Source organism: Rhodothalassium salexigens DSM 2132 (assembly GCF_004341375.1).
GTDB classification, from domain to species: domain Bacteria; phylum Pseudomonadota; class Alphaproteobacteria; order Sphingomonadales; family Rhodothalassiaceae; genus Rhodothalassium; species Rhodothalassium salexigens.
The window spans coordinates 119,660-142,595 of the sequence record NZ_SLXO01000001.1; the positions used below are offsets into that span (position 1 = coordinate 119,660).

At 68.4% G+C, this 22,936-nt stretch carries 22 protein-coding genes; 7 read left to right on the plus strand and 15 right to left on the minus strand.

Annotated features, from left to right (window positions below):
* The first annotated feature begins 215 nt into the window (after positions 1-215).
* A complete protein-coding gene (locus tag EV659_RS00555; protein WP_132706503.1) occupies positions 216-992 on the plus strand; it encodes a response regulator in 777 nt (258 codons plus the stop codon).
* On the opposite strand, the gene EV659_RS00560 is transcribed toward EV659_RS00555, so the two are convergent.
* Positions 934-3,405 carry a PAS domain S-box protein gene (locus tag EV659_RS00560; RefSeq protein WP_132706505.1) on the minus strand — a complete coding sequence of 824 codons (2,472 nt, stop codon included), beginning with the start codon at positions 3,403-3,405 and terminating at the stop codon, positions 934-936. The two genes, EV659_RS00555 and EV659_RS00560, sit on opposite strands and share 59 nt — an antisense overlap.
* 331 nt (positions 3,406-3,736) lie before the next feature.
* Here EV659_RS00560 and EV659_RS00565 point away from each other — a divergent pair, with 331 nt between their 5' ends.
* Positions 3,737-4,165 carry a phasin family protein gene (locus EV659_RS00565; RefSeq protein WP_132706506.1) on the plus strand — a complete coding sequence of 143 codons (429 nt, stop codon included), beginning with the start codon at positions 3,737-3,739 and terminating at the stop codon, positions 4,163-4,165.
* Positions 4,166-4,181: 16 nt separating this feature from the next.
* On the opposite strand, the gene EV659_RS14800 is transcribed toward EV659_RS00565, so the two are convergent.
* A complete protein-coding gene (locus EV659_RS14800) occupies positions 4,182-4,844 on the minus strand; it encodes a MarR family winged helix-turn-helix transcriptional regulator (RefSeq protein WP_200287347.1) in 663 nt (220 codons plus the stop codon).
* Positions 4,845-4,925: 81 nt separating this feature from the next.
* On the opposite strand from EV659_RS14800, the gene EV659_RS00575 reads away from it, so the two are divergent.
* On the plus strand, positions 4,926-5,384 hold the full coding sequence (locus EV659_RS00575; protein ID WP_132706508.1) for a hypothetical protein: 459 nt from the start codon (positions 4,926-4,928) through the stop codon (positions 5,382-5,384).
* 2 nt (positions 5,385-5,386) lie between these two features.
* Complete coding sequence (locus EV659_RS00580; RefSeq protein ID WP_200287346.1) at positions 5,387-5,839, plus strand: hypothetical protein; 453 nt, start codon at positions 5,387-5,389, stop codon at positions 5,837-5,839.
* Positions 5,840-5,943: 104 nt separating this feature from the next.
* On the opposite strand, the gene EV659_RS00585 is transcribed toward EV659_RS00580, so the two are convergent.
* The 13 genes from EV659_RS00585 to rnd all read right to left on the minus strand — a co-directional run bounded on the left by EV659_RS00585 (position 5,944) and on the right by rnd (position 19,790).
* Positions 5,944-6,909 (minus strand): radical SAM protein, encoded by a 966-nt coding sequence (locus tag EV659_RS00585; protein WP_132706510.1) that lies wholly within the window; start codon positions 6,907-6,909, stop codon positions 5,944-5,946.
* 243 nt (positions 6,910-7,152) lie between these two features.
* The gene (locus tag EV659_RS14605) at positions 7,153-7,308 is read right to left on the minus strand and encodes a hypothetical protein (RefSeq protein WP_165878628.1); all 156 of its coding nucleotides are present in this window, start codon (positions 7,306-7,308) and stop codon (positions 7,153-7,155) included.
* The gene (locus EV659_RS00590) at positions 7,305-8,312 is read right to left on the minus strand and encodes a radical SAM protein (protein ID WP_132706512.1); all 1,008 of its coding nucleotides are present in this window, start codon (positions 8,310-8,312) and stop codon (positions 7,305-7,307) included. Before EV659_RS00590 ends, EV659_RS14605 begins: the two co-directional genes overlap by 4 nt.
* 17 nt (positions 8,313-8,329) lie before the next feature.
* Positions 8,330-9,280 (minus strand): prenyltransferase, encoded by a 951-nt coding sequence (locus EV659_RS00595; RefSeq protein ID WP_132706513.1) that lies wholly within the window; start codon positions 9,278-9,280, stop codon positions 8,330-8,332.
* Positions 9,281-9,286: 6 nt separating this feature from the next.
* Complete coding sequence (locus EV659_RS00600) at positions 9,287-10,288, minus strand: radical SAM protein (RefSeq protein WP_165878629.1); 1,002 nt, start codon at positions 10,286-10,288, stop codon at positions 9,287-9,289.
* A 4-nt stretch (positions 10,289-10,292) separates the two neighbouring features.
* Positions 10,293-10,547, minus strand: a complete 255-nt coding sequence (locus EV659_RS00605; RefSeq protein WP_165878630.1) for a PqqD family protein — start codon at positions 10,545-10,547, stop codon at positions 10,293-10,295.
* Between the two features lie 228 nt (positions 10,548-10,775).
* A complete protein-coding gene (locus EV659_RS00610; RefSeq protein ID WP_132706519.1) occupies positions 10,776-12,371 on the minus strand; it encodes a hypothetical protein in 1,596 nt (531 codons plus the stop codon).
* A 199-nt stretch (positions 12,372-12,570) separates the two neighbouring features.
* On the minus strand, positions 12,571-13,416 hold the full coding sequence (locus tag EV659_RS00615) for an outer membrane lipoprotein-sorting protein (RefSeq protein WP_200288125.1): 846 nt from the start codon (positions 13,414-13,416) through the stop codon (positions 12,571-12,573).
* A 2-nt stretch (positions 13,417-13,418) separates the two neighbouring features.
* A complete protein-coding gene (locus tag EV659_RS00620; RefSeq protein WP_132706521.1) occupies positions 13,419-16,070 on the minus strand; it encodes an efflux RND transporter permease subunit in 2,652 nt (883 codons plus the stop codon).
* A gap of 42 nt (positions 16,071-16,112) precedes the next feature.
* The gene (locus EV659_RS00625) at positions 16,113-16,316 is read right to left on the minus strand and encodes a YgaP family membrane protein (RefSeq protein ID WP_132706523.1); all 204 of its coding nucleotides are present in this window, start codon (positions 16,314-16,316) and stop codon (positions 16,113-16,115) included.
* A gap of 513 nt (positions 16,317-16,829) precedes the next feature.
* The gene (locus EV659_RS00630) at positions 16,830-17,135 is read right to left on the minus strand and encodes an ArsR/SmtB family transcription factor (RefSeq protein WP_132706525.1); all 306 of its coding nucleotides are present in this window, start codon (positions 17,133-17,135) and stop codon (positions 16,830-16,832) included.
* A 74-nt stretch (positions 17,136-17,209) separates the two neighbouring features.
* Positions 17,210-18,421 (minus strand): alanine racemase, encoded by a 1,212-nt coding sequence (locus EV659_RS00635; protein ID WP_165878631.1) that lies wholly within the window; start codon positions 18,419-18,421, stop codon positions 17,210-17,212.
* Positions 18,422-18,620: 199 nt separating this feature from the next.
* Positions 18,621-19,790, minus strand: coding sequence for a ribonuclease D (gene rnd, locus EV659_RS00640; RefSeq protein ID WP_132706529.1), 1,170 nt, complete (start codon positions 19,788-19,790; stop codon positions 18,621-18,623).
* A gap of 232 nt (positions 19,791-20,022) precedes the next feature.
* On the opposite strand from rnd, the gene aspS reads away from it, so the two are divergent.
* The 3 genes from aspS to EV659_RS00655 are packed head-to-tail and all read left to right on the plus strand — an operon-like array spanning position 20,023 to position 22,884.
* Positions 20,023-21,816 carry an aspartate--tRNA ligase gene (aspS, locus tag EV659_RS00645; protein WP_132706531.1) on the plus strand — a complete coding sequence of 598 codons (1,794 nt, stop codon included), beginning with the start codon at positions 20,023-20,025 and terminating at the stop codon, positions 21,814-21,816.
* 39 nt (positions 21,817-21,855) lie between these two features.
* Positions 21,856-22,542 carry a hypothetical protein gene (locus EV659_RS14610; protein WP_165878632.1) on the plus strand — a complete coding sequence of 229 codons (687 nt, stop codon included), beginning with the start codon at positions 21,856-21,858 and terminating at the stop codon, positions 22,540-22,542.
* 57 nt (positions 22,543-22,599) lie between these two features.
* Complete coding sequence (locus EV659_RS00655) at positions 22,600-22,884, plus strand: hypothetical protein (protein WP_132706532.1); 285 nt, start codon at positions 22,600-22,602, stop codon at positions 22,882-22,884.
* Positions 22,885-22,936: the final 52 nt, after the last annotated feature.

The following is a 22,936-nucleotide window of genomic DNA, read 5'->3' on the forward strand; positions in this document are numbered from 1 at the left end:
TTGCTCTCGGTTGAAAAGCAATCTCAGGATAAAGTCGTTTATCGCTGCGATTATGGTGGCGATGTTCGTTTATGGTGTATAAAATATGAACGAGGTGGTCTGCGCGCACACAGGGCGGGCACAAGGGACGGCCGGTGGCGAGGATTGCCGGTGGCAAGGTCGGCCATCCGCCGGACACGGCGATCAGCCGCTGCCAACGGTCGGAGGCAGGGATCATGGCGGCCAACCGCGCACAGCGCATCCTGGTGGTCGATGACGACGATCGGCTTTGTCGGCTGATCGCCGACTATCTGGGCGACGAGGGCTATCGGGTGGACGTGGCCCGCGACGCCGCCGCCATGTGGCAGGCCTTGGACGAGGCCGATTACCACCTGATCACCCTCGACCTGGCGCTGCCGGACGAAGATGGCCTATCGGTGGCGCGCGAGCTGGGCCGCCGGGCGCAAACGCCGATCATCATCGTCAGCGGCAAGGGCGATGTGGTCGATCGGGTCGCGGGGCTTGAGGTGGGCGCCGACGACTATATCGCCAAGCCGTTTCACATGCGCGAGATCCTGGCCCGCATCCGCGCGGTGCTACGGCGCAGCGCGCCGACGTCCGCCCCCGATGGCCCGGCCGAGGTCGAAGCGCCGGCGCGCGGGCGGCGGTTGCGGTTCGACCAGTGGGAGTTGGACCTGGATCTGCACGAGCTACAGGCCGCCGATGGCTTGCAAGTGGGCTTGACGGCGATCGAGTACGACCTGTTGCTGGCGTTTCTCAACCGTCCGCAGCGGGTGCTCACCCGCGACCAGTTGATGGATCTGACCCGCGGGGCGACCTGGGAGCCCTATGACCGGACCATCGACAGCCTGGTGGCCCGGCTGCGTAAGAAGCTGTCGGCCAAGAGTGCCGCACACGACCTGATCCGCACGGTTCGCGGCACCGGCTATGTCTTCAATGGCCTGGTCCAGCGGATCGGCCGCCCGGTCGAACCGTCTGCAGGACGTCCCTGACCGCGGCATCCAGATCGGCCCGGCTGAACGGCTTGAGCAGGATCGGAAAGGGCCGGGCGAGGGGGTTGGCGGCCTCGGCGGTCGGGCTTTCGCCGCCGGTATCGGCGGCCGGGCTCAGGTCCGGCGGGGCATAGCCGGAGATCAGCAGAACACCCAGCGTCGGCAGCATGGCCCGCGCCTTGTTGGCCAGGGCCACGCCGCCCATGCCGCCGGGCATGACCACATCGGTGACCAGCACATCGGGTTGCGGTGGGTCGGCGAGGCGCTCCAGCGCCTCGGCGGCATTGGCGGCCTCGCACACCGCGAAGCCCAGATCTTCCAGTTGCGCGGACGTGATGCGCCGCACCCGGTCGTCGTCTTCGACCAGGAGGACGCGTTCGCTGCCGCCTTGCGGGCCGAGGGCCGCCCGGTCGTCGTCGGCCGTGGGCAGTCTGTCGTGTCGGGGCAACAGGATGTCGACGCTGGTGCCGACGCCCGGCGTGCTGGCGATCCGCACATAGCCGCCCGATTGGCGGGCGAAGCCGTAGATGCTGCTGAGCCCGAGCCCGGTGCCGGCGCCTTCGCGCTTGGTGGTAAAGAACGGCTCGAAGGCGCGGGCCTTGATTTCGGGCGTCATGCCGACGCCGGTGTCGCTGACCCGCAGGCGCACCAAGCCCGGGGTCGATGACGGCCTCGCAGCGCCGGTCCGGCCCGGACCGCGCCCCGCGCCCTGGCTCTGGCCCTGATCCGGACCTTGGCCCTTGCCCTGGCCCATGTCCTGGCCCGTGCCCGGATCCTGGCCGCCATCGTCATTGCTCGGCTCGACCGATGTGGACACGGTCAGCGTGCCACCGTCGGGCATGGCGTCGCGGGCATTGATCGCCAGGTTGATCAGCGCGTTGCGCACCTGCGCGGGGTCTGCCTTGGTCCATGGCGGCACCGCCGACAGAACCGTCTCGACGGTGATCGCCTCGCCAAGCGTGCGCGACAGAAAATCCGACAGGGTGGCCACCAGGGTGTTCAGGTTGACCAATTCCGGGCGCAGCGATTGGCGTCGGCCGAAAGCCAGCAGATTGCGGGTCAGCTTGCCGCCCAGGTCGGCCGCTTCCCGGGCATCGGCGACGCGCCGGGCGAGCCGCGCGTCGAGATCGAGCCGCTCGGACAAAAACTCCAGATTGCCTTGGATGACGGTCAACAGATTGTTGAAATCGTGGGCGATGCCGCTGGTCAACTCGCCGATCGCTTCCATCTTGCGGGCCTGTTCGCTGTCGGCCTCCTGGGCCCAGCGTTGGGTGATGTCCAGGCCGGAAAAGACGTAATAATTGTCGACCGCGTCGGCGCCGTGCATGGGACTGACCGACCAGGCGAGCCGGATGCGCAGGCCGTCGCGGGTCAGCCAGACCGATTGGAAGCGCTGGACATAGCCGCCTTGGGCGTCGGGGTGGAAGGCTGCGGCCATGGTCGCGGCTTCGTCGGGCGGCAGCAGCAGGTCGGCCACGCGCCGGCCGCGCAGCGCGTCGAGGCGGTAACCGGTGAGCCGCTCGCAGGCCCGATTGGCGTGGACGATGCGCCCCGCCGCGTCGATCAACAGGATCAGCGCCTCGACCGTCTCCAGGATCGCCGCGTTCAGATCGGTTTCGTCGCGGAGCTTGCGCTCCGTCTCCACCTGATCGGTGACGTCGCGTTGGATGCCGATGAAATGGGTCAGGGTGCCGCTCACGTCGCGGACCGGCGAGATCTGGAGCGCATTGATGAACACGCGGCCGTCCTTGCGCCGGTTTTCGACCCGGACGTCGGCGGTGCGCCCCGCGCGCACCGCGCTGCGGACGTCGTCCAGGGCCGCCTGGTCGCCCAGATCGGCTTGCAGGAAGCGCGGATTGCGCCCGATCATCTCATCGGCGGGATAGCCGGTGATGCGCGACAGGGCGGGGTTCGCATAAATGATCGGATTGTCCGGCAGGCGCGGGTCGGTGATCATGATGCCGGTATCGGTCGCCTCGACCGCCCGGGTCAGCAGTCGGACCGGCATATCGCTCAGCTCGTCGGTCGCGGCGGCGTCCATGGGGGCTGCCTCCCGCCTCGCTTGGGTCGGCCAGCGATACCAGGCGGCCGCGATCACCAATGCCGACGCGACGATGCGGTCGATGGCCAGGTTGCCGTCGCCATGCCAGACCGCGCCGCCCCACAACAGGGCCAGAACCAGCGCTGCGACCCACAACGGCACCGGCAGCGGACGCGGCCGCCCGCGCGGCACCGCCAGCACCGCCAGCAGATAGGGAAAGCCATTGGCCGCGTAGGCCGGCGGGCCCACCAGGTCGAGCGCGAAGGTGGCGAAGATGGTCGCCGTACAGACCGCCCAAAGCGACAGGTGCCGCCACCGCCCGACCCTGGTCTGGCGTGGCGGCTGGATCGGTCGATCCCGATCGTCGGTCATGGCTCAGATGTCCCCCATGCCGGCTGGCGCAACCAGCCAGCGCGCGGTGTACATGGCCACCTTGTCGGGGACGGTCGCTGCCAAACCAAGGGCGCGAAGCGTTCGGTGACACGCGAAACGCGTTGACCGGGGCCGGGTTCGCGCCGGCCGTTCCAGCCTTACGCCACAGGCTATGGCGGTTGATTGACGGCCGTCAACAGGTGGCCGGTTTGGGCGCCTATGCTGGCGGGGCAAGTCTCGACCCGGGCGGTGGGCGTCCACCGCCGCCGGCGCGCCGCGAGATTCCAAAACGCCGCGAGATTCCAAAACCAAGACCAAAGGACGGACCTCGATGCCACAAGCAAAGACGAGCGCCACTGCCGAGAATAAGAAGACCGCCCCCGGTATGCCCGACATGTCGACCATGTTCGACAACAGTGCCATGCTGGAGATGGGCACCAGCCAGATGCGCACGATGACCGCGATGAACGGTAAATTGCTGTCAGGCTGGGTGAGCATCCAAGAGGAATTGGCCGAATTCGCTCGCCAGCGGCTGCAAAAGGACATGGACTTCCAGCACGCGTTGGAGACCTGCGCGTCTCCGGGCGATGCGTTCCAACTATATTCGTCGTTCATGCAGAATGCCATGCGCGAGTATTGGGACGAAGCCACGAAGGTGGTCAGTCTGGCCGCACGCAACGGCTTCGACAGCTATGGCGCGGCCACCAGACCGGCGGGCAAGCCGAACGGCAAACCGGCCGAGCCGAAAGCCGCCGAGTAGCTGGCCACGACCGGGATCACGCCCCACCGCGCGTCGGCTTGGTGGCGATCGCCAGATCGCCGGTCGGCGGCGGCGCGGCCCGCTTAGCGGCCTCGGGATCGGCTTCGGGACCGGCACCGGCCTCCGGGCCGGCCGCGCTCATGGTCTTGGCGGCGGTCTGGTTGGTGGCGGCTTCGTTGGCGGTGGCCTCTGGAGCACCGGTCTCTGGACCACCGGTCTCTGGGGCGCCGGTCGGCGAGATCCCAGGCGGCGCGGCCTGCAAGGCAGTGATCATCCGCTGCATGTGACCGATCAGAGCCGCCCGCTGCGGCTCATCCAAATCGCCCAATGCCGTGCGGTTGACCGCCTCAGCCGCGCCGAGCGCGGCGGTTTCAAGCGCTTTCGCGCGCGGCGTCAGGCGAACCCGTTGCACCCGCGCGTCGGCCTCGTCCCTGGTGCGGACGATCAAGCCGTCGCGCTCCATGCGCGACAGCGTGTTGGCCATGGTCGCCTGCTCGATGTCCAGGCGCTCGACCAATTGGCGCTGGGTCAGCCCCTCTTCGCGCCACAGTTCCAGCAGCACCGGAAACGTGCCGGGGCTGAGCCCCAAGGGCTTGATCCGGGCGTGCAGATGGCGCGCAAACAGCCGCGCCAGATGGTTGGCGAGATACCCCGCCGAGCGATCTTTTTCAAACTCCATGGTCCCATTCCAGCATTGAATAGCGAGCTATTCAATGATATATAGCTTGCTATAGAAATGTCACGACACGGAGGATCAACGATGCTCAAGACACTCCACGCGGTCGCCGGTGCGTTGGCGCTGGCGACCATCTGCACCTTCTGGGGCGCGACCGCGATCACCGAGGCGGCCGGGGCGACGGCGGCGGTGGTGATGGTCAAGACCTGGATACCCTGGGGCTTTTTCGTGCTGATCCCGGCGCTCATGGTGGCCGGCGGGTCGGGGTTCCGGCTCGGCCAGGGCTGGCGCGCCGGGCTCGTCGAGGCCAAGCGCCGGCGCATGCCGATCATCGCCATCAACGGCCTGGTGATCCTGGTGCCGTCGGCGCTGATCCTGTCGATCCGCGCCCAGGCCGGCCAGTTCGACACGCTGTTCTATGCCGTTCAGGGGGTCGAGTTGCTGGCCGGTGCGGCCAACATCGTGCTGTTGGGCATGAACATGCGCGACGGCCTGCGCCTGCGCCGGCGCGACGCCGTGCTGGCGCAAGCGGGGAGGGGCTGACCATGACCCAGACAATGGAACGCGCGCCCCGCTCTCGGGGCTTGGCACGGGTCTTGGCGCTGGCCTCGGCCACGGTCTTTACGGGCTTTCTGGCTGGCTGCGGCGCGCCGCACCTGCACACGGTGCGCGAGGCCAAGGCGGAGTTGGTGGGCCAGGATGTGGCCGTGCTCGAACAGTGCATCGGCGAGCCGTTGCTGGCCGATTGGACCCAGGGCGGCGGCGTGCGCTACGCCTATTCCTCGGCCCAGATGCGCGACGATGGCGGCCTGTTGCTGTCCGAGCCGGTGCCCGACGAAGCCGACCGCGAGCGCGCCTGCGTGTTCACGGTCCATGTGGACGGCGACGGCCGGATCACCGCGGTGCGCTCGAAAAACCACGCCGGCTGGGGCTTCGGCAGCATCAAGGCGTGCTCGCGCCTGGTCCGCGAGTGCGTCGAGGACGACGACCTCTATTGAGCCGCGGCGCCTTGGCGCCGGCTATTGCGGCCACGGTCAAACAAACGGGGGCGGCACCGGGTGCCGCCCCCTCGTTTTGGTGGTGAACCGCTGGTCGCGCGGCGTCAGGCGCCGGCCACCGCCCAGGTTTCGTTGGCGTGCTTGAGCAGGTCGGGCTCGGTCTTGCAGCGCTTGATGAAGTCGGCGACCTCGGGGCTGCGCCAGCCGCGCTTGTAGGACTCCCAGGCTTCCAGGATCGTCTGCCGGCGCAGGTCGCCCGGCGCGAAGGGCAGGGCGTTCAACAGCTTGGCGCGGCCGTTGGGGACGATCAGCATCATCGCCTGGGGGCTGTCCAGGCGTTGCTGGATTTCCGATTCGATATCCCAGGGGTAGATCGACAGCCGCGTGGTGTCCTGGCCATGGACGCGCGCTCGCGCTTCGAGGGCTTCGACCGTGCGCTGCCAGTCGTCGGCGTCGGGTGCCATATTGGCCCAGTCGAACGCCGCCCGGCCGATGCGCATCAACGGGCCGGTGACGAAGGCGTGGCAACCGATCTCCACCGCCTTGTCATAGGCCGCCACCGCCTCGTCGAGATTGTGGCGCGTGGGCACGAACACCCATTCCGCCGGGATGCCGCCTTCGGCCAGCAGCTTGAGCGCGTTGGTCGCCTGCTCGAACGTGGCCGAGCCCGGGCGCATGCGCGCATGGGCTTCGGGCGTGCCGCCGTCGACCGAGATCTGGGCGTTGTCGACCCGCAGGTCTTTCAGCCGTTGCACCGCCTCGGCGTCGATATACTGGCCGTCGGTCTCGATCTTGAGCGCCGCGCCACCCTTGTTGAGGGTTTCGAAAATGTCCCACACATGGGGCACGCCCATGGGCTCGCCGCCGCCGAAGGCCACATAGGGGATGCCGGCGTCGACAATCTCCTGGGCCACGCGCACGGTCTCGTCGCGGGTCAGTTCGTCCGGCCAGCCCTTGTCGGGGCCCGACTCTTCGCAACACGCCATGCAGCGGCCGCTACAGCGGTTGGTCAATTGCCAGGCGATGAACAGGGGGGCGCTGAAATCTTCGATCGTGGCTCCGGGAAGCATGGGCTAGCGAACCGTCCGTGAACTAAGGGTGGGCACCAAAAGGGGCGTACAAAGACGAAACAGCGCCGGCCGGTGCGCATCGGGGGCGACGGCTTGGGCGCTGGCATGGGGGGATCGGCGCGCGGGTGCGCTGCGATGATCCTGCACCGTCCCGGCGCCTTGTGGCAGCGGTCGTTCAGGCGACCGGCGCGGGGGACGAGAAAGTGGCACCGCCGGCGAACCGGCGGTGCCGAACGATCCGGATCAGGTGAACCGGATGTAGGGTTGGGCCATAACCTGCTCCGAGACGTCTTCCATCTTCGGAGTTTCCCAGGTCATGCCGTCCCGCGAAGCGGCCGGCTGGTCCTTGCGGGCCTCGTCCAGCGTATTCGCGGTTTGGGTCACAGTGCTTTCGCTCATTGCAAAGCTCCTTTTTTGCACTCGGTGCGGGGCACCGCCAACGCCCGCCAGGCATTGGCCGTGGCATGGTCGGCATTATCGCCGGCGGCCTGTTCGACTGCCGACAACAGTGCCGGATTTCGCCAAGCCTGACGGTAGTTTAGCCAAGCGTCCGCCAGGCTGTCCAGGCGGATGTCGGCGACGATGTAAGGCAACGCCGCCAACGCTTTCACTTGGCCATTCGGAAGCACGAGCAAGGTCGCCGGTGGCTCTGCGAGACACTGGCGCAGCCCGTCTTCCATCCGGAACGGGAGATAGCAAAGCTCCATCCCCGCGTCGCCGGACTCCGCCTCCCGCTCCAAAATGGACCGGAAGAGAGTGTATTGCTCGTCCGTGGGTTCGAGCTTGCGCCAATTGCGCGCCGCGTTCCCGATGCGCATCAAGGCGCCGGTGTTGAACCGGAACGCGCCCAATTCCCGCGCCCGGGCGATCGCGGCGGGCAATTGGGCGATGTTCACCCGGGTCGGCGCGAAGGTCACTTCCAGCGGCAGGCCCGCCGCGCGCACCGCCCGACAGGCGTCGTGCACCTTGTCGAGCGAGGCGCCGGGGCGTTGCCGCGCATAGATCGCCGGGTCGTCGGCGTCGAGGCTGATCTGGATCGAGCGCACCGGCAGGTCGGCCAGGCGCGCTGCGGTGTCGGCGTTGAAGCGCTGACCGTTGGTTTCGATCTTGAGCTGCACCCCGGCGCGGCCCAGGCGTTCGGCCACCTCCAGGAAGTGAGGCACCACCATGGGCTCGCCGCCGCACAGCATCGCATAAGGCACGCCCTGGTCGATGATCTGGTCGGCCAGGTTCAGCGCCTCGTCGCGCGACAGTTCGCCCGCCATCACCTTGCCCGGTGCGCTTTCGGTGCAGCAATGGATGCACGCCAGATCGCAATCCCGGGTCAATTGCCAGGACACGAACAGAGGCGCGCCGAGGCGCTGGATCTGTTGCGGGGGGGCGTTGTGGCCGGCGTCGGCCATGGGGGTCCTCCGTTCGGTCACAGGCTGAGGCCGAACAGCGGCTCGGCCAGCAGCCCCAGGGTGAACAACACGGTGGTCACCACATAGGTGCGCACGATGGCGCGCACCGCGGGCACAAAGGCGCGCGGGCTTTGCCAACTGGTCCGCGCCCGTTGCAGGCTTTGATAGAGCAACGGCAGGGCGATCAGGGCGGCGGCACAGGCGAGCGGGAACAGCCCCAGCGCCACGCCGAGGGCCACCACGCACAAGGCCGCCAGGGCCATGCCGTTGTAAACCCACACCGCGCGCTCGCGGCCCATGCGCACCACCAGATTGCGTTTTCCGACCAGCCGGTCCTGGTGATAGTCGGGGATCGCGTTGGTGACGGCGAGCGCCATGATCAGCAAGCCCGGCACCAGCGAGGCGAGCAGCGCGGGGCCGATCACCGCCCAGTCCATGGTGCGCGCGTGCAGGTGCAGGCTGCCCAACACCATCAACGGCCCATAGGACAGCGCGATCACCGCTTCGCCGAGCCCGCGATAGACCCAGCGAATGGGCGGCCCCACATAGAACGCCGCCGCCATGCCGCCAAGCCCGGTATAAAGCAGGATCGGCCAACCGGCGATGGTGGTGAGATAGATACCCACGGCCAGCGCCGCTGCGAACGCGGCGAGGCCCAGATAGAGCACCATCGGCGACATGGGCGGCAGGTCTTCGGGATCGAAAACCCGGTCGGTGCCCATGCGGCTGTCGAAATACTCGTTGAAGGTCTCGACCCCGATCACCGACAGCAGAACGCCGCCGAGCCCGATCCAGAACATGTCGGGCCGGAACACATCGACCATACCATGGGCCCAGGCGGCGCCCAGCAAGTACGGCAGCAAACCGGCATAGAGGAAGAAGCGATAGCGGATCAGGCTGGCCAGCCGACCCACCCAGACCGCCGGTCCACCCGCCGGCCGGGTCGCCACAGAGGCTTGATCAGTCATGAGCCGTTACACATAGATCCATTTGTGCAGGTCGGCGGTTTTCTCGGGGTCCTGTTCCAGTTCCTCGACGAACTCCGCCACCTTGGGGTTCTGCCAGGCGCGCTGGAAATTGCCCCAGACGTCGGCCAGGCTGTCCTGGCGCAGGTCACCGCACACGAAGGGCAGGGCGTTGATCAGCTTGACCAGGCCGTTGGGCAGCACGATCAACAGGGCGGCCGGGTTCTTGACCCGCTCGCGCATCTCGCTCAGCAGCCCCTGTTCGTGATAGTGCACGCGCAACAGGCCGCCATATTCGATCCGCTTCATGTAGAGCGTTTCGAAATATTGTTTGTACTGCTCATCGCTCGGCACCAGCTTGTGCCAAGTCTTGACCGCGTTGCCGGTGTACATGGTCCGGCCGGTATAGAAGCTGTGCGCGCCCAGTTCATAAGCCAGGTCGACCGCCTGGCCGATCTCATGGGTGTTGAACTTGGTCGGCGAATAGTTGATCTCCAGCGGCACATTGGCTTCGACCAAGTTGCGGATGCCTTCGACCACATGGTCGAAATCGCCGCGCACGCGCATCTTGTTGAAGGTCTCGCGGCTGGCGCCGTCCATGGACACCTGCACCGACTTGACGTTCAGATCGTGCAGGCGCCGGCACGCTTCCTTGGTCAGATAGTGGCCGTTGGTTTCGATCTTGAGCTGCGCGCCACGGCCGGCGGCATATTCGACGAACTCGAAAAAGCGCGGATGGACCATGGGCTCGCCGCCCGACAGCGAGATGTAGGGCACCGACAGATCGATCGCCTGACGCAGCACGTCGAACACCTGCTCGTCGTTCAACTCGTCCTTGAACGCCTTGCCCGGCCCGCTTTCTTCGATGCAGTGCAGGCAGGCATAATTGCATTCGTTGGTCAGCTGCCACGCCAGATAGAGCGGGGCGCCGAGCGTGCCCGACGTGGTGACGCCCGGGGTCGAGACCTCGACCTTGGCGCCGTCCGTCGGCTGGGGAGAGACATCATCCATCATATCAGCCTTCGACCAGGCCCTGGTCGCGCAGTTGCTGGGTGAAATCGGCCGCTTCGCGCGCCAGTTGGGCGGGGTCTTGGGCGGCGAATTCCGCTTGCAGCCGGGCCGGGATGTCGCCTTCCGCGGTGCCGGCGTCGATTTCGCGGATCACCGCGGCAGCCGTGGGGTTGAGGGTGAAGACTTTTTCCGACCGGGTCTCGAACAGCACGCCGCCGAATTTTTCTTGCCGGAATTTAACGTATTTCGCCAGTTTCATAGCACCGTCCATCGGTTGGGTCAGGGTGGTTGAGCTTGGTCGAGACGGAGCCGCCGAACTCATCTCACAGTACAAGGGTTTGCGCCGACGACGCAACAGCTTCCCCTAGCTGCCGTTGGGCCGCTAGAGCCTTGATATCGATCAAAGAGGGCCGGGGAGCAATTGTGGCACGCGGCCGCATTCCGGGCTTGGGGCGACGCCAAAGCGGCGCGGGTCCGGGCCGCCGGCTCAGAAATTCCGCCGCAGGGCGAAGAAGACATTACCGGCGTCTTGCAACTGGCCGAAGAAGCTGTCGTTGCGGGCGCCGAAGAACAGGTTGGCGCCGCCTTCCACCAGCCATTGGTCGGTGATCTTATAGCCGGCGCGCAGCCGCACATGGCCGTCCTTCTGGTTGGGGCTCCAGAAGGTGAACAGGGACAGCGTCAGCGTCTGGTTGAGCGCCTGCTTGGTCATCCGCAGGGTCAGCTGATGGCGGGCGCGGTCGGCGAACGGGCTCTCGGCGTCGATGAACGCCGGCAGGGCGGCGCGCAGGGCGGCCACATCGGTGTTGATCTCGGTATTGACCTGGGCGCCCACGGTCAGATTGGGCAGCCACTCCCATTCATAGCCGATAAGCGCGCGCCACTGGCTGTTCGGGGTGGTGAAGTCGGTGCCGCCTGGGTCTTCGCGGCTGTGGTAATAGGCCATCTCGGCGCTCAGGATGCCGGCGCCCACGGGCCCGCGCAGGCTGGCGCCATAGGCCGCGAGTTCGGGGAAGCGAAAGCCGCCGGCGGGCGTCAGCCCCTCGGGGTTTTTGTAATAGCCGCGAAAGGCATAGGCCGCCACCTCGAAGGCGCCCACATTGCGATAGAGGCGAAACGCCAGTTCGTCGTCGCCGAACCAGTCGTCGCGCGGCACCGGGCGCACCGCCCGGCCGCCGCCCACCAGCGCGTCGAGGGCGGGATTGTACAGCGACAAGCGCTCGCCGGTGATGAAGCGGTTGGGCTCGAAGCGCGGCATATAGACCATGTCCAGATTGGCCAGGCCGCTGAACAGCGACACCCGCACGGCGTCCGACGGCGCCTTGAGATACTCCGTGTCGCGGCCGATGAAGAACGACACGAAGTCCTTGGGAAACAGGTCGTTGAGAAACACCAGATCGCCCACCCCCCAGGTGAGGATCTGGCGGCCGACCTTGACGTCGGCGAAGTCGAGCGGGCGCAGCAGGATGTTGGCGGTGCGCAGATCGACGACGCCGCGCCCGCGCTCCAGATCGATGCTGCGGTCGCGGGCGATGGCGTCGCCCAGGAAGTCGACGGTCAGATTGAGCGTCGCCGGCCCGGTGTACCAGGTGCCGTCCAGTTGCAGCCGCGCCTCGCCCATGGCGAACGCATCCTGGCGCGGGTCGTCGGCCAGCCGCACCGCCGCCCGGGTTTCGGCAAAGCCGGTGACGCCATCCAAGATCCGCCCCCAGACCCGGTCGACCGGCGACGCTGCGTCGGTGGTCTGGGCCGCATCGTCGGCCGCCGCCGGGGCGTCGGGTCGGCCCAAGCCGGCCGGCAGTGCCGGCGGCGTCTCGGCGCGTGGGCTGGCGGGCTTTGCCGGCGCCGCCAAGCCCGGCGGCAGCGCCGGTCCCTCGGCGCTGGTCTCGCTTCGCTCGGCGGTCTCGCGGTTTGGGTCGGGCGGCGCGGCGAGCCCCGGTGGCAGCGGCGGCGGGTCGGCCAAGGCCGGCGCTGACACCAGCGCCGGGGCCGAGACCAGGGCCGCCCCGAACCCCACCACGAGCCCCGCGCCGGCAAGGCGTCGCCGGAGACGGCACGGACAAAAGCGGCGGCGGGTCGGCATGGCGGGCGATCCTCGGTCTTGTGGTCGGCGCCGCGTCGGGGCGGGGTTCGGGGCGGCGTCGGGGCCATCGGCGGCGGTGAGGGGGGGGCCGCCCGCTCCGTCCCGTTGCGGTGTCGTTTCCGCCCGACCGGTTGGCTGCGCGGGTCGGGTGCCGGTCTGGGGAGCCGGCGGCGCGGGGGGAGCGGACGGCGCCCGCCGCTCAGCGCAGATGCTGGCGCGGCGGGTTGCGCAGATAGCGTTCGGTGAAGACGTCCTGGGGCAGCCCCACATCATAGGCGACGCTGGAATAGCGCATCACCGTTGCGCCGCCGATCTGGCTGTCGGCCATGCGCGCGCGGGTCACCGTGGGGTGGCCGTCGATGGTTTCCACCTGCTCGACCGTATAGGTGCGATAGACCTTGCCCTGGCCGTCGAAATACTCGGTCTTCACCGGCAGGAACGTATCCTTGTGAATATAGTTGCGGTAGCGGGCGAATTCGGCCTTGGACGGGTCCTTGGGCTCGCTGTCGACCACATAATAGGTGTCGGTGGTCTGGGCGAGGCTGTGGGTGTCCTCGCGCGGGCCGCGGCCCGACACGTCCTCATAGAAGAAGTGCGAGCCCACGAAGCTGGTGCGTTCGTCCGACGCCGCGATGCGCTTCACCAGGTCGAGGGCGGGCAGATAGAGCCAGCGGTCGTCGTCGGCGCCCACATGCTTCCAGACCATGAACACCGTGCCGTTGACGTCGGCGGGGCGGCTGAAATGCACGTAGAAGCGCTGTTCGCCATTGTCGCGGTCGTCGATATCGGTGCGCAGGATGGTGAAGTCGCGGCTGCGCTCGCGCCCCTGGGCGTCGGTGATCGACATGTGCACCCGGGCCCGGCCGTCGGGGCCTTGATAGTAGGACGCGGCACTGGCGCGGTCGACGATCGCTTGCGCGTCGGTCAGGTCTTGCGCCACGGCGCCGGGGGTCAGGCCGCCGGGCAGGGCAAGGGCGGCCACGAAGGCCGCGCCAGCGATGGCGTGGGCGGCGGCGAGCGGTCGGCGGAACAAGCGGGTCATCATCGTCAGGCCCTCCTTTGCGCGGGTTGGCTGGCGGGGGCGTCGGCGAACAGCCACCGCCGGAACAAGGTGATCAGCGCCGGCAGACCGATCAAGGTGGCGATCCCGGCACAGACCAGAATTGCCGAGATCAGCGCGCCCACGGTCTGATACGGCACCAGGGGCGCGGCCAGCAGCGGCGTGAAGCCCGCCCCGATGACGATCACATTGCGGGCGATGGCGCGCGCCGGCTCGCCGAACACATGGGTCAAGGCCGCGTGCCAGTCGCCCAGGCGCTGCTGGATCTGGCGGCTGCGCACATTGAAGTGGATGGCATAGTCCACCGCCAGCCCCAGGCTCAGCGACGACAGCACCGCCACCGGCATGTCATAGGCTTTGCCCACCAGCCCGATCACGCCATAGATCAACGCGATGGTGACGGTCAGCGGGACCATGCTCAACAGCCCCCACAAGGGCGAGCGGAACAGCAAGGTCATCAGGATCAGCACCGCCACGAAGCCGCCGGTCAGCGCCTTGGCCATGCCGGCGACCATCTTCTCCTGCCACACCACATTGATGTAGGTGAGCCCGAACCAATCATGGTCGAGCGCACGGGGCGGCGGGTTCTGCGCCATATAGGCTTCGGTGGCATCGACCACCGCGCGCATATGGGCATTGTCGCCGCTGGTCAGTTGCAGCCACACCACCGCTTGGCGATAGTCGGGCGTGACCAGCTTGAACAGGTCCTGCGGGCGGTGGCTGTTCTGGAAGGTGATCAGCGTCTGCGCCACCCCGCCGGCGCTGTCGGGGATGCGGAACGCCTGGTCCTCGCCGCCCAGCAATTCCCGGTGCACGGTCTTGACGATATCGGGCAGCGCGTTGGTCTTGCCCACATCGTCGCGCGCTTCGAGGGCCGCTTGCAACTGCGCCACATAGCGCAGGACGGCGGGGTCCTTGAACACGTCACCGGCTTGAGCGGCGCGCTCGACCGCCATGGCGGCGTCTTCCCACGCCTGCCAGTCGGCGTCGCCGGCCGCAGCCTGGGCGTCGGCCACCCAGCCGGCCAGGTCGTCGAGCAGCGCCTGCGGGTCGGTCGCCGTTTCCGTCTGCTGGTCCAGGCGCTCGGCAAGCCGCCGGGCGGGGGCGCTGTCGAGGGCGGCGAGGCGCTCGCGCAGGTCGCCGGCGACGCTCGCCACCGTGCGCGGCTCGGCCGCGCCCAGGTGCAGATAGGCCATATAGGTGCCGCCGAAACGCTCATTGAGCGCGCGGTCGGCGACGCGGATTTCATGGTCGGCGCGGAACCATTTGACCGGGTTGTCGTTGATGGCGATCAGGCTGATGCCATAGCCGGCGACCGCGACCGCGGCGACGAACAGCGCCAGCACCAGCCGCGCCCGGCGATAGGCGACCCCGCCCACGCCCTGCAACAGCCGGCCGAGCCAGCCGATATGCTCGGGGTGCGCGGCGACGTCGGCGGCGTCGCGGCGGAACCGCTCGAACGCGCGCTCGGGCATCAGCGCGATATAGGCCGGCACCAGGGTCACCGTGGCGGCCCAGGCAAAGATCACCCCCAGCGCCACGAAGATACCGAACACCTGCACCGGCGGGATCGGCGTGATCGCCAGCGAGGCGAAGCCCGCTGCGGTGGTCAGGGTGGTGAACAGCATCGGCCGCCACAACTCCTCCATCACCGCGCGCACGGTTTTGCGCCGATCGCCGATCTGGGGATAGCGGTCGTGGAAGTCTGACAGGATGTGCACCGCGTCGAGCACCGCGATCGGCATCACGAAGATCGGGATCATCGACGACATGATGTGCACGGTCTGTCCGGTGGCGATCAACAGCCCCATGGCGCCGATCACCGACACCATGGCGACCACCATCGGCGACAGCACCAGGTTGAGATTGCGGAAGAACAGCCACATCAGCAGCAGGATCAGCGCCATGGCCGCGGGTGCCGAGATCGCCATCTGCTTGAACATCTCGACCCCGAACTGGTCCTGGGCGATCGGCAGGCCGGTGATGTGATAGGTGGCGTCGCTGTCGAAGCCGGCGATCCGGTCGCGCAGGGCGGCGGCGACCCGGTAGCTGTCGTTCTTCTCGCGGATCGGGATATAGAGCGCCAACGCCCGCCCGTCGCCCGACACCAGCGTGTCGTCGAGCATCGGCAGGGCGAGCGCCTTGTCGCGCACCGCCTGGGCCGCTTCCGGCGTCTCGGGCGCTGCCGGCATCAGCCAGTTGAAGCTGACCGAGCCGAGCCCCGCCTGGTCGATATTGTCCACCTTGTCGGGGGCGATGATGTCGGCTGCGATCACCCCGGCCGGCCCGTCCTCCTCGTCCCAGGTCAGCGTCTCGGCGGCCTGCGACAGGCGATAGACCTCGCCCAGCGTCTTCGGGTTGAAGACGCCTTGGGGGTGGTCTTCCTGGACCACCCCGACCACGATCAGATCGTTGAGCGAGAAGGCCGCCTTCATGCGGTTGTGGAACAGGCGCACCGGCTCGTCGTCGGCCAGCATGTTTTCAGGATCGGTGTCGATCTTGAGGCCGTGGAGCGCCGGGACCGCCTGCGGCCAGATCGACGGCACGGCGGTGAGCGCGATCAGCACGACGCTCAGAAACGCCGCCAGCCCCATGGCGCGGCCGGGGCGGGACATGGCGGCTTCGGACATGGTGACCATGGAGACCTCCGGGGTCGGGGAGCGTTGGGGCTTGGGCGACGGTCAGGAAAACGCCTGGCCCGGCTTGATGCCCAGGGTTTTCAGAACCCAGGCGAGCGGGCAGAAGCCGGTGAACGCGGCCTGGAGCATATTGAGCCCGACAAAGCCGGTGAGCGCGAACCACCAGGGATGGTGCAGCAGGCCCAGGGTCAGGCTGACCAGCACCATGGTGCCGGCGAAGGCAATCACATAACGGTCGATATTCATCGTCTGTCCTTTCGCTCGCGCCGTGGCGCCACGTCTGGTTGGCCAGATAAAGTCTGGACCGCCAGACCCGGCCCGCCTAGCGGCCCGGTCAAGTCTCGGTAATCGCGTATATGCGTATATACGAATATAAGGCCCGCCCACAAGAGGGCTTGATGGCACCCAGGGAGGGCGGCGCGACCCGCAGCCGACAGAGGCCCGCCCGCCGGCGTCGGTGGATGGCGTCACTTGCGCGCGCCATTGCAGCAGGCGTGACGCTTGGCCGGGCAGGCCGCTGCCTGGTGTCGCTGCACCCAAGCAACCGGCCGCCAGGATCGAGCCCCTGGCCGGTCGACCTGGCCATGGCACCGAAACCGGCGACCGTCGGACGGCCACTCCGACACGGTCATGGCGAGCGGAAGCGACGCCATCCACGGACGGGCGCTTACCCCGGACACCGCCGCCTGCAAGGCGGCCCGTCATCGGTTGGGGCGTTTAGCGCTCTTGATGAGCGCGGGGGGGGCGGCGGTCGGTCGCTCAGGCGGTCGCTTCGGCGGCCTCGGCCGGGGCGCAATAGAGCCGGTAGAGGGTCTCGATCACCTGGCGCGCGGCGGCGCTGTCGAGCGAGTAATAGATGGTCTGCCCGTCCCGGCGCGGGGCGACGATGCCGTCGCGCCGCAACAGCGACAGGTGCTGCGACACCACGGTCTGGCGCACGCCGAGCAGGTCGGCCAGGGCGCCGACGCTGCGTTCGCCGGTGACCAATTGGCACAGGATCATCAACCGGTGCTCGTTGGACAACAGGCGCATCAGGTCCGCCGCGGCGCGCGAGGACTGTTTCATCTCGTGCATATTCATGATTGCGAATATATGGTGCCGGACGGCGTCGGGCAAGCCATTGTGCGGCGCACCGCCGGTCAGCCCTCGCTTTGGCCGGGCGGTTGGGCCGTGGGCGGGGGGGCAATCCAGCCATTGACCCGCGCCCAGGTGCCGGCAACGCCGCCGGCCTCGTCGACCAGCCAATAGCCGTCATGGCCCGCAGCGGTGATGCAGGCGTGGTTGGGCAGGATGCGCACCGGCTGGCCCGCGGCCAGCGCGCCGGCGAGCAGTGTGGCGGGCAGGGCGCCGCCGCCGCGCCGGGCGACGAGCCCATGTTCCTGGGACACCGCGGTCACCACCACGTCACCGTCGCCCAAGGGGGTGCCATGGGCGTCGCACAGCAGCCCATAGCCCTGGTCGTCGGCTTGGGGACCGGTCGAGCGATCCTTCGAGAGCGCGAGCGCGCCGGCGTCGACGAACAGCCGGCCGGTTTCGCGCTGGTGCTGGACCACGCGGGCGAGCACCGACAGGGCGATGCGCGCGGGCTGGGCCACGCCATTGCCGCACTGGGCCAGGTCTTCGACCATGGCGACGCCGGCGCACAGGCTGTCGATGCCGGCGAGGTCGGCGGCCCGGGCCTCGGCCAACACCGGCGACCCGCCCAGCGCGCGGTGGCGCACGGTCCAGCCGTGGCGGGTCAGATGGTCGGCGGTCGCCGCGACGCCGCCGGCGATGCGGGCGACGAGCGCCTGGCGCGCCGGGCGCTCGGCCAGGTCATAGGTGCCGCCGCCATAGCCGTAGAGCCCGACGAGGTCGAGCGCGCGGGCCTGCCCGAGCACGCCCAACAAGTCGCCAAAGCGCGGGCTGTCGGGTTCAACGCCGCCGCGATGGCCGTCGATATCCAGTTCGATCATCGCGCCCAGGCGGACCCCGGCGGCTTGGGCCGCGGCGTCCAGTTGGGCGGCATGGGCGGGGTCGTCCAGCAACAGGGTCAGGGACAGGCCGTTGGCGACCAGCGGCGCGAGCAGGGCGGCCTTATGGGGCGCGAACGGCGCCGTGTACCACAGATCGCCGAGCCCGGCGGCGACACAGGCGGCGGCTTCGGCGGGCGTGCTGACCGCAGCACCGGTGGCGCCCAAGGCGCGCAGACGGGGCACGACGGCGGGCGCCTTGAGGGTCTTGAAATGGGGCCGCCAGGTGACGCCCAGCGCCCGCGCGCGCGCCGCCATGGCGCCCAGATTGGCGTCGAGCCGGGCGGTGTCCAACAGCAGCGCCGGCGTCGGGATCTGGTCGAGGGTGCGGATGGGCATGGACATCTCCGGCAACGGACGGCGGTCGAGGGCTTGCGGCTCGGCGCCCGGTCCCGGCGAGCATGGCGATACCGGCCCCGGCCGCCAGCCAAGGATGCCGCCGGGCGCGTGGCGCGGCCGGCGACGGGCTGGCGTCGCGTCGCTCTTTGTCCGGGAAGAGGGGGCCGGGCAAGGGGCGTGGGCACCCGGCCGGGGGCGGCTATTCCAGTTCGACCACCTCGACCTCGCCCTTGCCGGTGCCGGCGAGCGCCAGCCGGCCGTGCTTCATCTTCAGCGCCTCGTCGCCATAGATGCGGCGCCGCCAGCCCTTGAGCGCCGGCACGTCGGCCTCGTCGTCGCGCGCGATCGCCTCCACGTCGGCGGCGCTGGCGATCAATCGGGCCGCCACGCCCGACTCTTGTGCACGGATCTTCAAGAACAGCTTGAGCATGTCGGCGATCGGCGGCGTCTTGTCGGCGATGCGGCGTTTCTTTTCCACCCGCGGCAGGTCGTCCTCGGGCGTCTGGCGGCCGCGTTCGAGCGCGTCCATCAGCTCGCGCCCCGAGCGGTTGCCGGCCAGTTTGCGGCCCAGCCCGCGCACCGACGCCAGCGCTTCCTGGCTCGCCGGCGGTTCGGCGGCCAGTTCCAGCAGCACCTCGTCCTTGGCGATGCGGTTGCGCGGCTGGTCGGCGCGCTGCGCCTCGCGCTCGCGCCAGGCCGCCGCCTCGCGCAGCATGCCGAGGAAGCGCGGTGCCGTGGTCCGGGTCTTGATCCGGCGCCAGGCGTCTTCGGGCTCGACGCGATAGGTGGCCGGGTCGAGCAGGGCGTCGACCTCTTCGCTCAGCCACGACGCGCGGCCGTTGCGGCCCAGTTCCTCGGCCAGCCGGTGGTAGATGACCCGCAGATGGGTGACGTCGCCGAGCGCGTAGCTCACCTGGCGTTCGGTCAGCGGCCGGCGCGCCCAGTCAGTGAACCGGGCGGATTTGTCAAGGCTGTGGCGGGCCAGCTGGTTGACCAGCGACTCATAGCCCACCTGGTCGCCATAGCCGCACACCATGGCCGCCAACTGGGTGTCGAACAGCTTGTTGGGCAGCGTGCCGGTGGCCTGGTAGACGATCTCCAGGTCCTGGCGGCAGGCGTGGAAGACCTTGAGCGGCCGGCCCTTGACCATCAAAGACCAGAACGGCGTGAGGTCGAGCCCCTCGGCCAGCGGGTCGATGGCCTGGGCCTCGGTCTCGTCGGCGACCTGGATCAGGCACAGTTTGGGCCAGTAGGTGGACTCCCGCATGAATTCGGTGTCCACGGTGAGAAACTCGGCCTCGCTCAGGCGGTCGCACAAGGCGACGAGCGAGTCGGTATCGGTAATCAATGTGGAATTGGCGCGTGTCATGGCAACGGTCTAACCCCGCCGACCCAGGCTTGCAACGGCCTCGATGGTGCATCGGCGAGAAAGGGGACAAGACCCGCCGGGCGCGCCGGCCGGCCGCGACGCTTGACAAAAGCCGGCCGGCCATGCGCTTTAGCGGCGCTCGTGCGTGTGCCTCGCTCCGCCCGTGGGTCGGCGCGCGCCCCTTGCCTTTTTCATTGTCCGTGACCGACCGACCGTCCAGGAGAGAGCGCCCGTGCACGCCTATCGCACCCATACCTGCGCCGAGCTGACCAAATCCCATGTGGACGCTGCCGTGCGTCTGTCCGGCTGGGTGCACCGCAAGCGCGACCACGGCAATCTGTTGTTCGTGGACCTGCGCGACCATTACGGCATCACCCAGTGCGTGCTCGACGTGGACGCCGACGCCTTCAAGGCGGTCGAGGCGATCCGCTCGGAAAGCGTGGTGACGATCACCGGCAAGGTGGTCGCGCGCTCACCCGAGACCGTGAACGCCGACCTGCCCACCGGCGAGATCGAAGTGTGGATCAAGGATTTCGAGGTCCAGTCGGCAACCGGCGACCTGCCCATGCCGGTGTTCGGAGAACAGGAATACCCCGAAGACATCCGCCTGCGGCACCGCTATCTCGACCTGCGCCGCGAGACCATGCACAAGAACATCGTGCTGCGCAGCCAGATCATCCGCTCGATCCGCCGGCGCATGGAAGACCAGGGCTTCATGGAATTCCAGACGCCGATCCTGACCGCGTCGAGCCCGGAAGGGGCGCGCGACTTCCTGGTGCCGAGCCGGCTGCACCCGGGCAAGTTCTATGCGCTGCCCCAGGCGCCGCAGCAGTTCAAGCAGCTGATCATGGTGTCGGGCTTCGACCGCTATTTCCAGATCGCGCCGTGCTTCCGCGACGAGGACGCGCGCGCCGACCGCAGCCCGGGCGAGTTCTACCAGCTCGACGTGGAAATGGCCTTCGTCACCCAAGACGATGTGTTCGCGGCCATCGAGCCGGTGATGGCGGGGCTGTTCAAGGAGTTCACCGACCGGCCGGTGACCGACACGCCGTTCCCGCGCATTCCCTATCGCGAGGCGATGCTGAAATACGGCACCGACAAGCCCGATCTGCGTAACCCGCTGGTCATCGAGGACGTGACCGAGGTGTTCCGCGACGGCGGCTTCGGCCTGTTCGCCAAGCTGATCGACAAGGGCGCGGTGGTGCGCGCGATCCCGGCGCCGGGTGCGGGCGCCAACCCGCGCAGCTTCTTCGACAAGATGAACGATTGGGCGCGCAGCGAGGGCCATGCGGGCCTCGGCTACATCAATATCAAGGACGGCGTGCCGGGCGGCCCGATTGCCAAGAATCTGGGCGAGGAACGCCTGGCCCAACTGCGCGAGCAGATGGGGCTTGGGGACAATGACGGGGTGTTCTTCGCCGCCGGCGCCGAGGCCGACGCCGCCGCCCTTGCCGGTGCCGCGCGCACCAAGGTGGGCGAGGATCTGGGCCTGATCGACGCGGAGCGCTATGCGTTCTGCTGGATCGTCGACTTTCCCATGTACGAGTACGACCCCGACACCAAGACGCTCGACTTCAGCCACAACCCGTTCTCAATGCCGCAAGGCGGGCTCGACGCGCTGGAAACCAAAGACCCGCTCGATATCCTGGCCTATCAGTACGACATCGTCTGCAATGGCATCGAGCTCAGCTCGGGCGCGATCCGGAACCACCGGCCCGACATCATGTACAAGGCGTTCGAGATCGCCGGTTATAGCCCTGAGGTGCTCGAAGAGCGCTTCTCGGGCATGCTCAACGCGTTCAAGTGCGGCGCGCCGCCCCACGGCGGCATCGCGCCCGGCGTCGACCGGATCGTCATGCTGCTCGCCGACGAGCCCAATATCCGCGAGGTGATCCTGTTCCCGATGAACCAGCGTGCGGAAGACCTGATGATGGGCGCGCCCAACACGGTCGACCTCAAGCACCTGCGCGAACTGCACATCCGCGTGGTCGAGCCGCCGAAGAAGACGGCGGCGCCGAGCGAATAAGGCCGCGACCGACCGCCGCCGGCGTATCGAGGCGAACCGATGGCCCGCTTTCGCACCTTCGAGCCGCGCCCGTCGAAGGCCCTGATCTGGGCCTATCGCGGCTGGCTCGCCCTGGCGCTCGGCTATTGCCTGGCCAATGTCTGGCTGCCGATCGTCTGGGCGCAGGGGGCGGGGCAGGGGCTGTGGCTCGTGGGCCTGTTTCTGGCCCTGTCCATGCTGTTGACCGCGCTCGCCGCGCGGTCGGTCGGCCTCGCCGTGCGCGGCGCGGTGATCGTGGTGCTGGGCTTCTTCGCCCTCGGGCCGCAGGAGGGCGCGCCGGTGGTCTCCGCCGGGCTGCGTCTGCTGAGCAACCAGGGGGTCTATGAAGAGGCGCTCGCCGCCCACGCCTTGGGCGCGCCGGTGCGCTGCGATTGCCTGTTCACCAACGCCGCCGGCGCGCCGGTGGCGGCGTTTCGCTGGCGGCGCGGGTTCGGCGCCTGGGACGGCATCGCCCACGACCCCGACCGGGCGTTGACCGCCGCGCCGATCCGGCGCCTCCGCGACCGCGCCGCCAATCCCGGCGACCAAGCCGGCCCTGGCGAAGAGGGCGGGACGCCGGCAGCGAGCCAGGCACCGGCCAGCCCGCTCGGCGGGGCGCTGCTGGCGGTGCGGCCGGTCTTTGGGCCCTGGGTCTATGTGGTCGTCGCCCGCGACCGGCAGCCCGCAGGCGGGGCTGTCAAACCTTGAGGCCGGCGCGTGTCGCCGCTAGACTTTCAGTTATCCAGCCAAGACGGGGAAACCACCATGGACCCATTGACGGTGTCTTCCGAAACCGTGGAGTCGTTCCACCAGACGCCCATCGGCGGCATGGTCTGGTGCGCGGATGTGGTCGCCTTGTTGTTTGGTCCGGCAGCCTTCGCCCGCGATCATCACGACGGCGGCAGCGGCGGCCATATGGGCGGCGGGCTAGGCCATGTGGGTGGCTTTTTGATGGGGCATTGGTTGTGGCTGATCATCCTGGCGCTGTTGCTGTGGGTGGTGGTGGCGCTGGTCGGCCGCGGACGCCGGGACACGCGCGGCCAGGACTGACCGCGGTCCGGGGCCGGGGCTGACCCGGCGCCGGCCGCCCGATCCGAAGCGG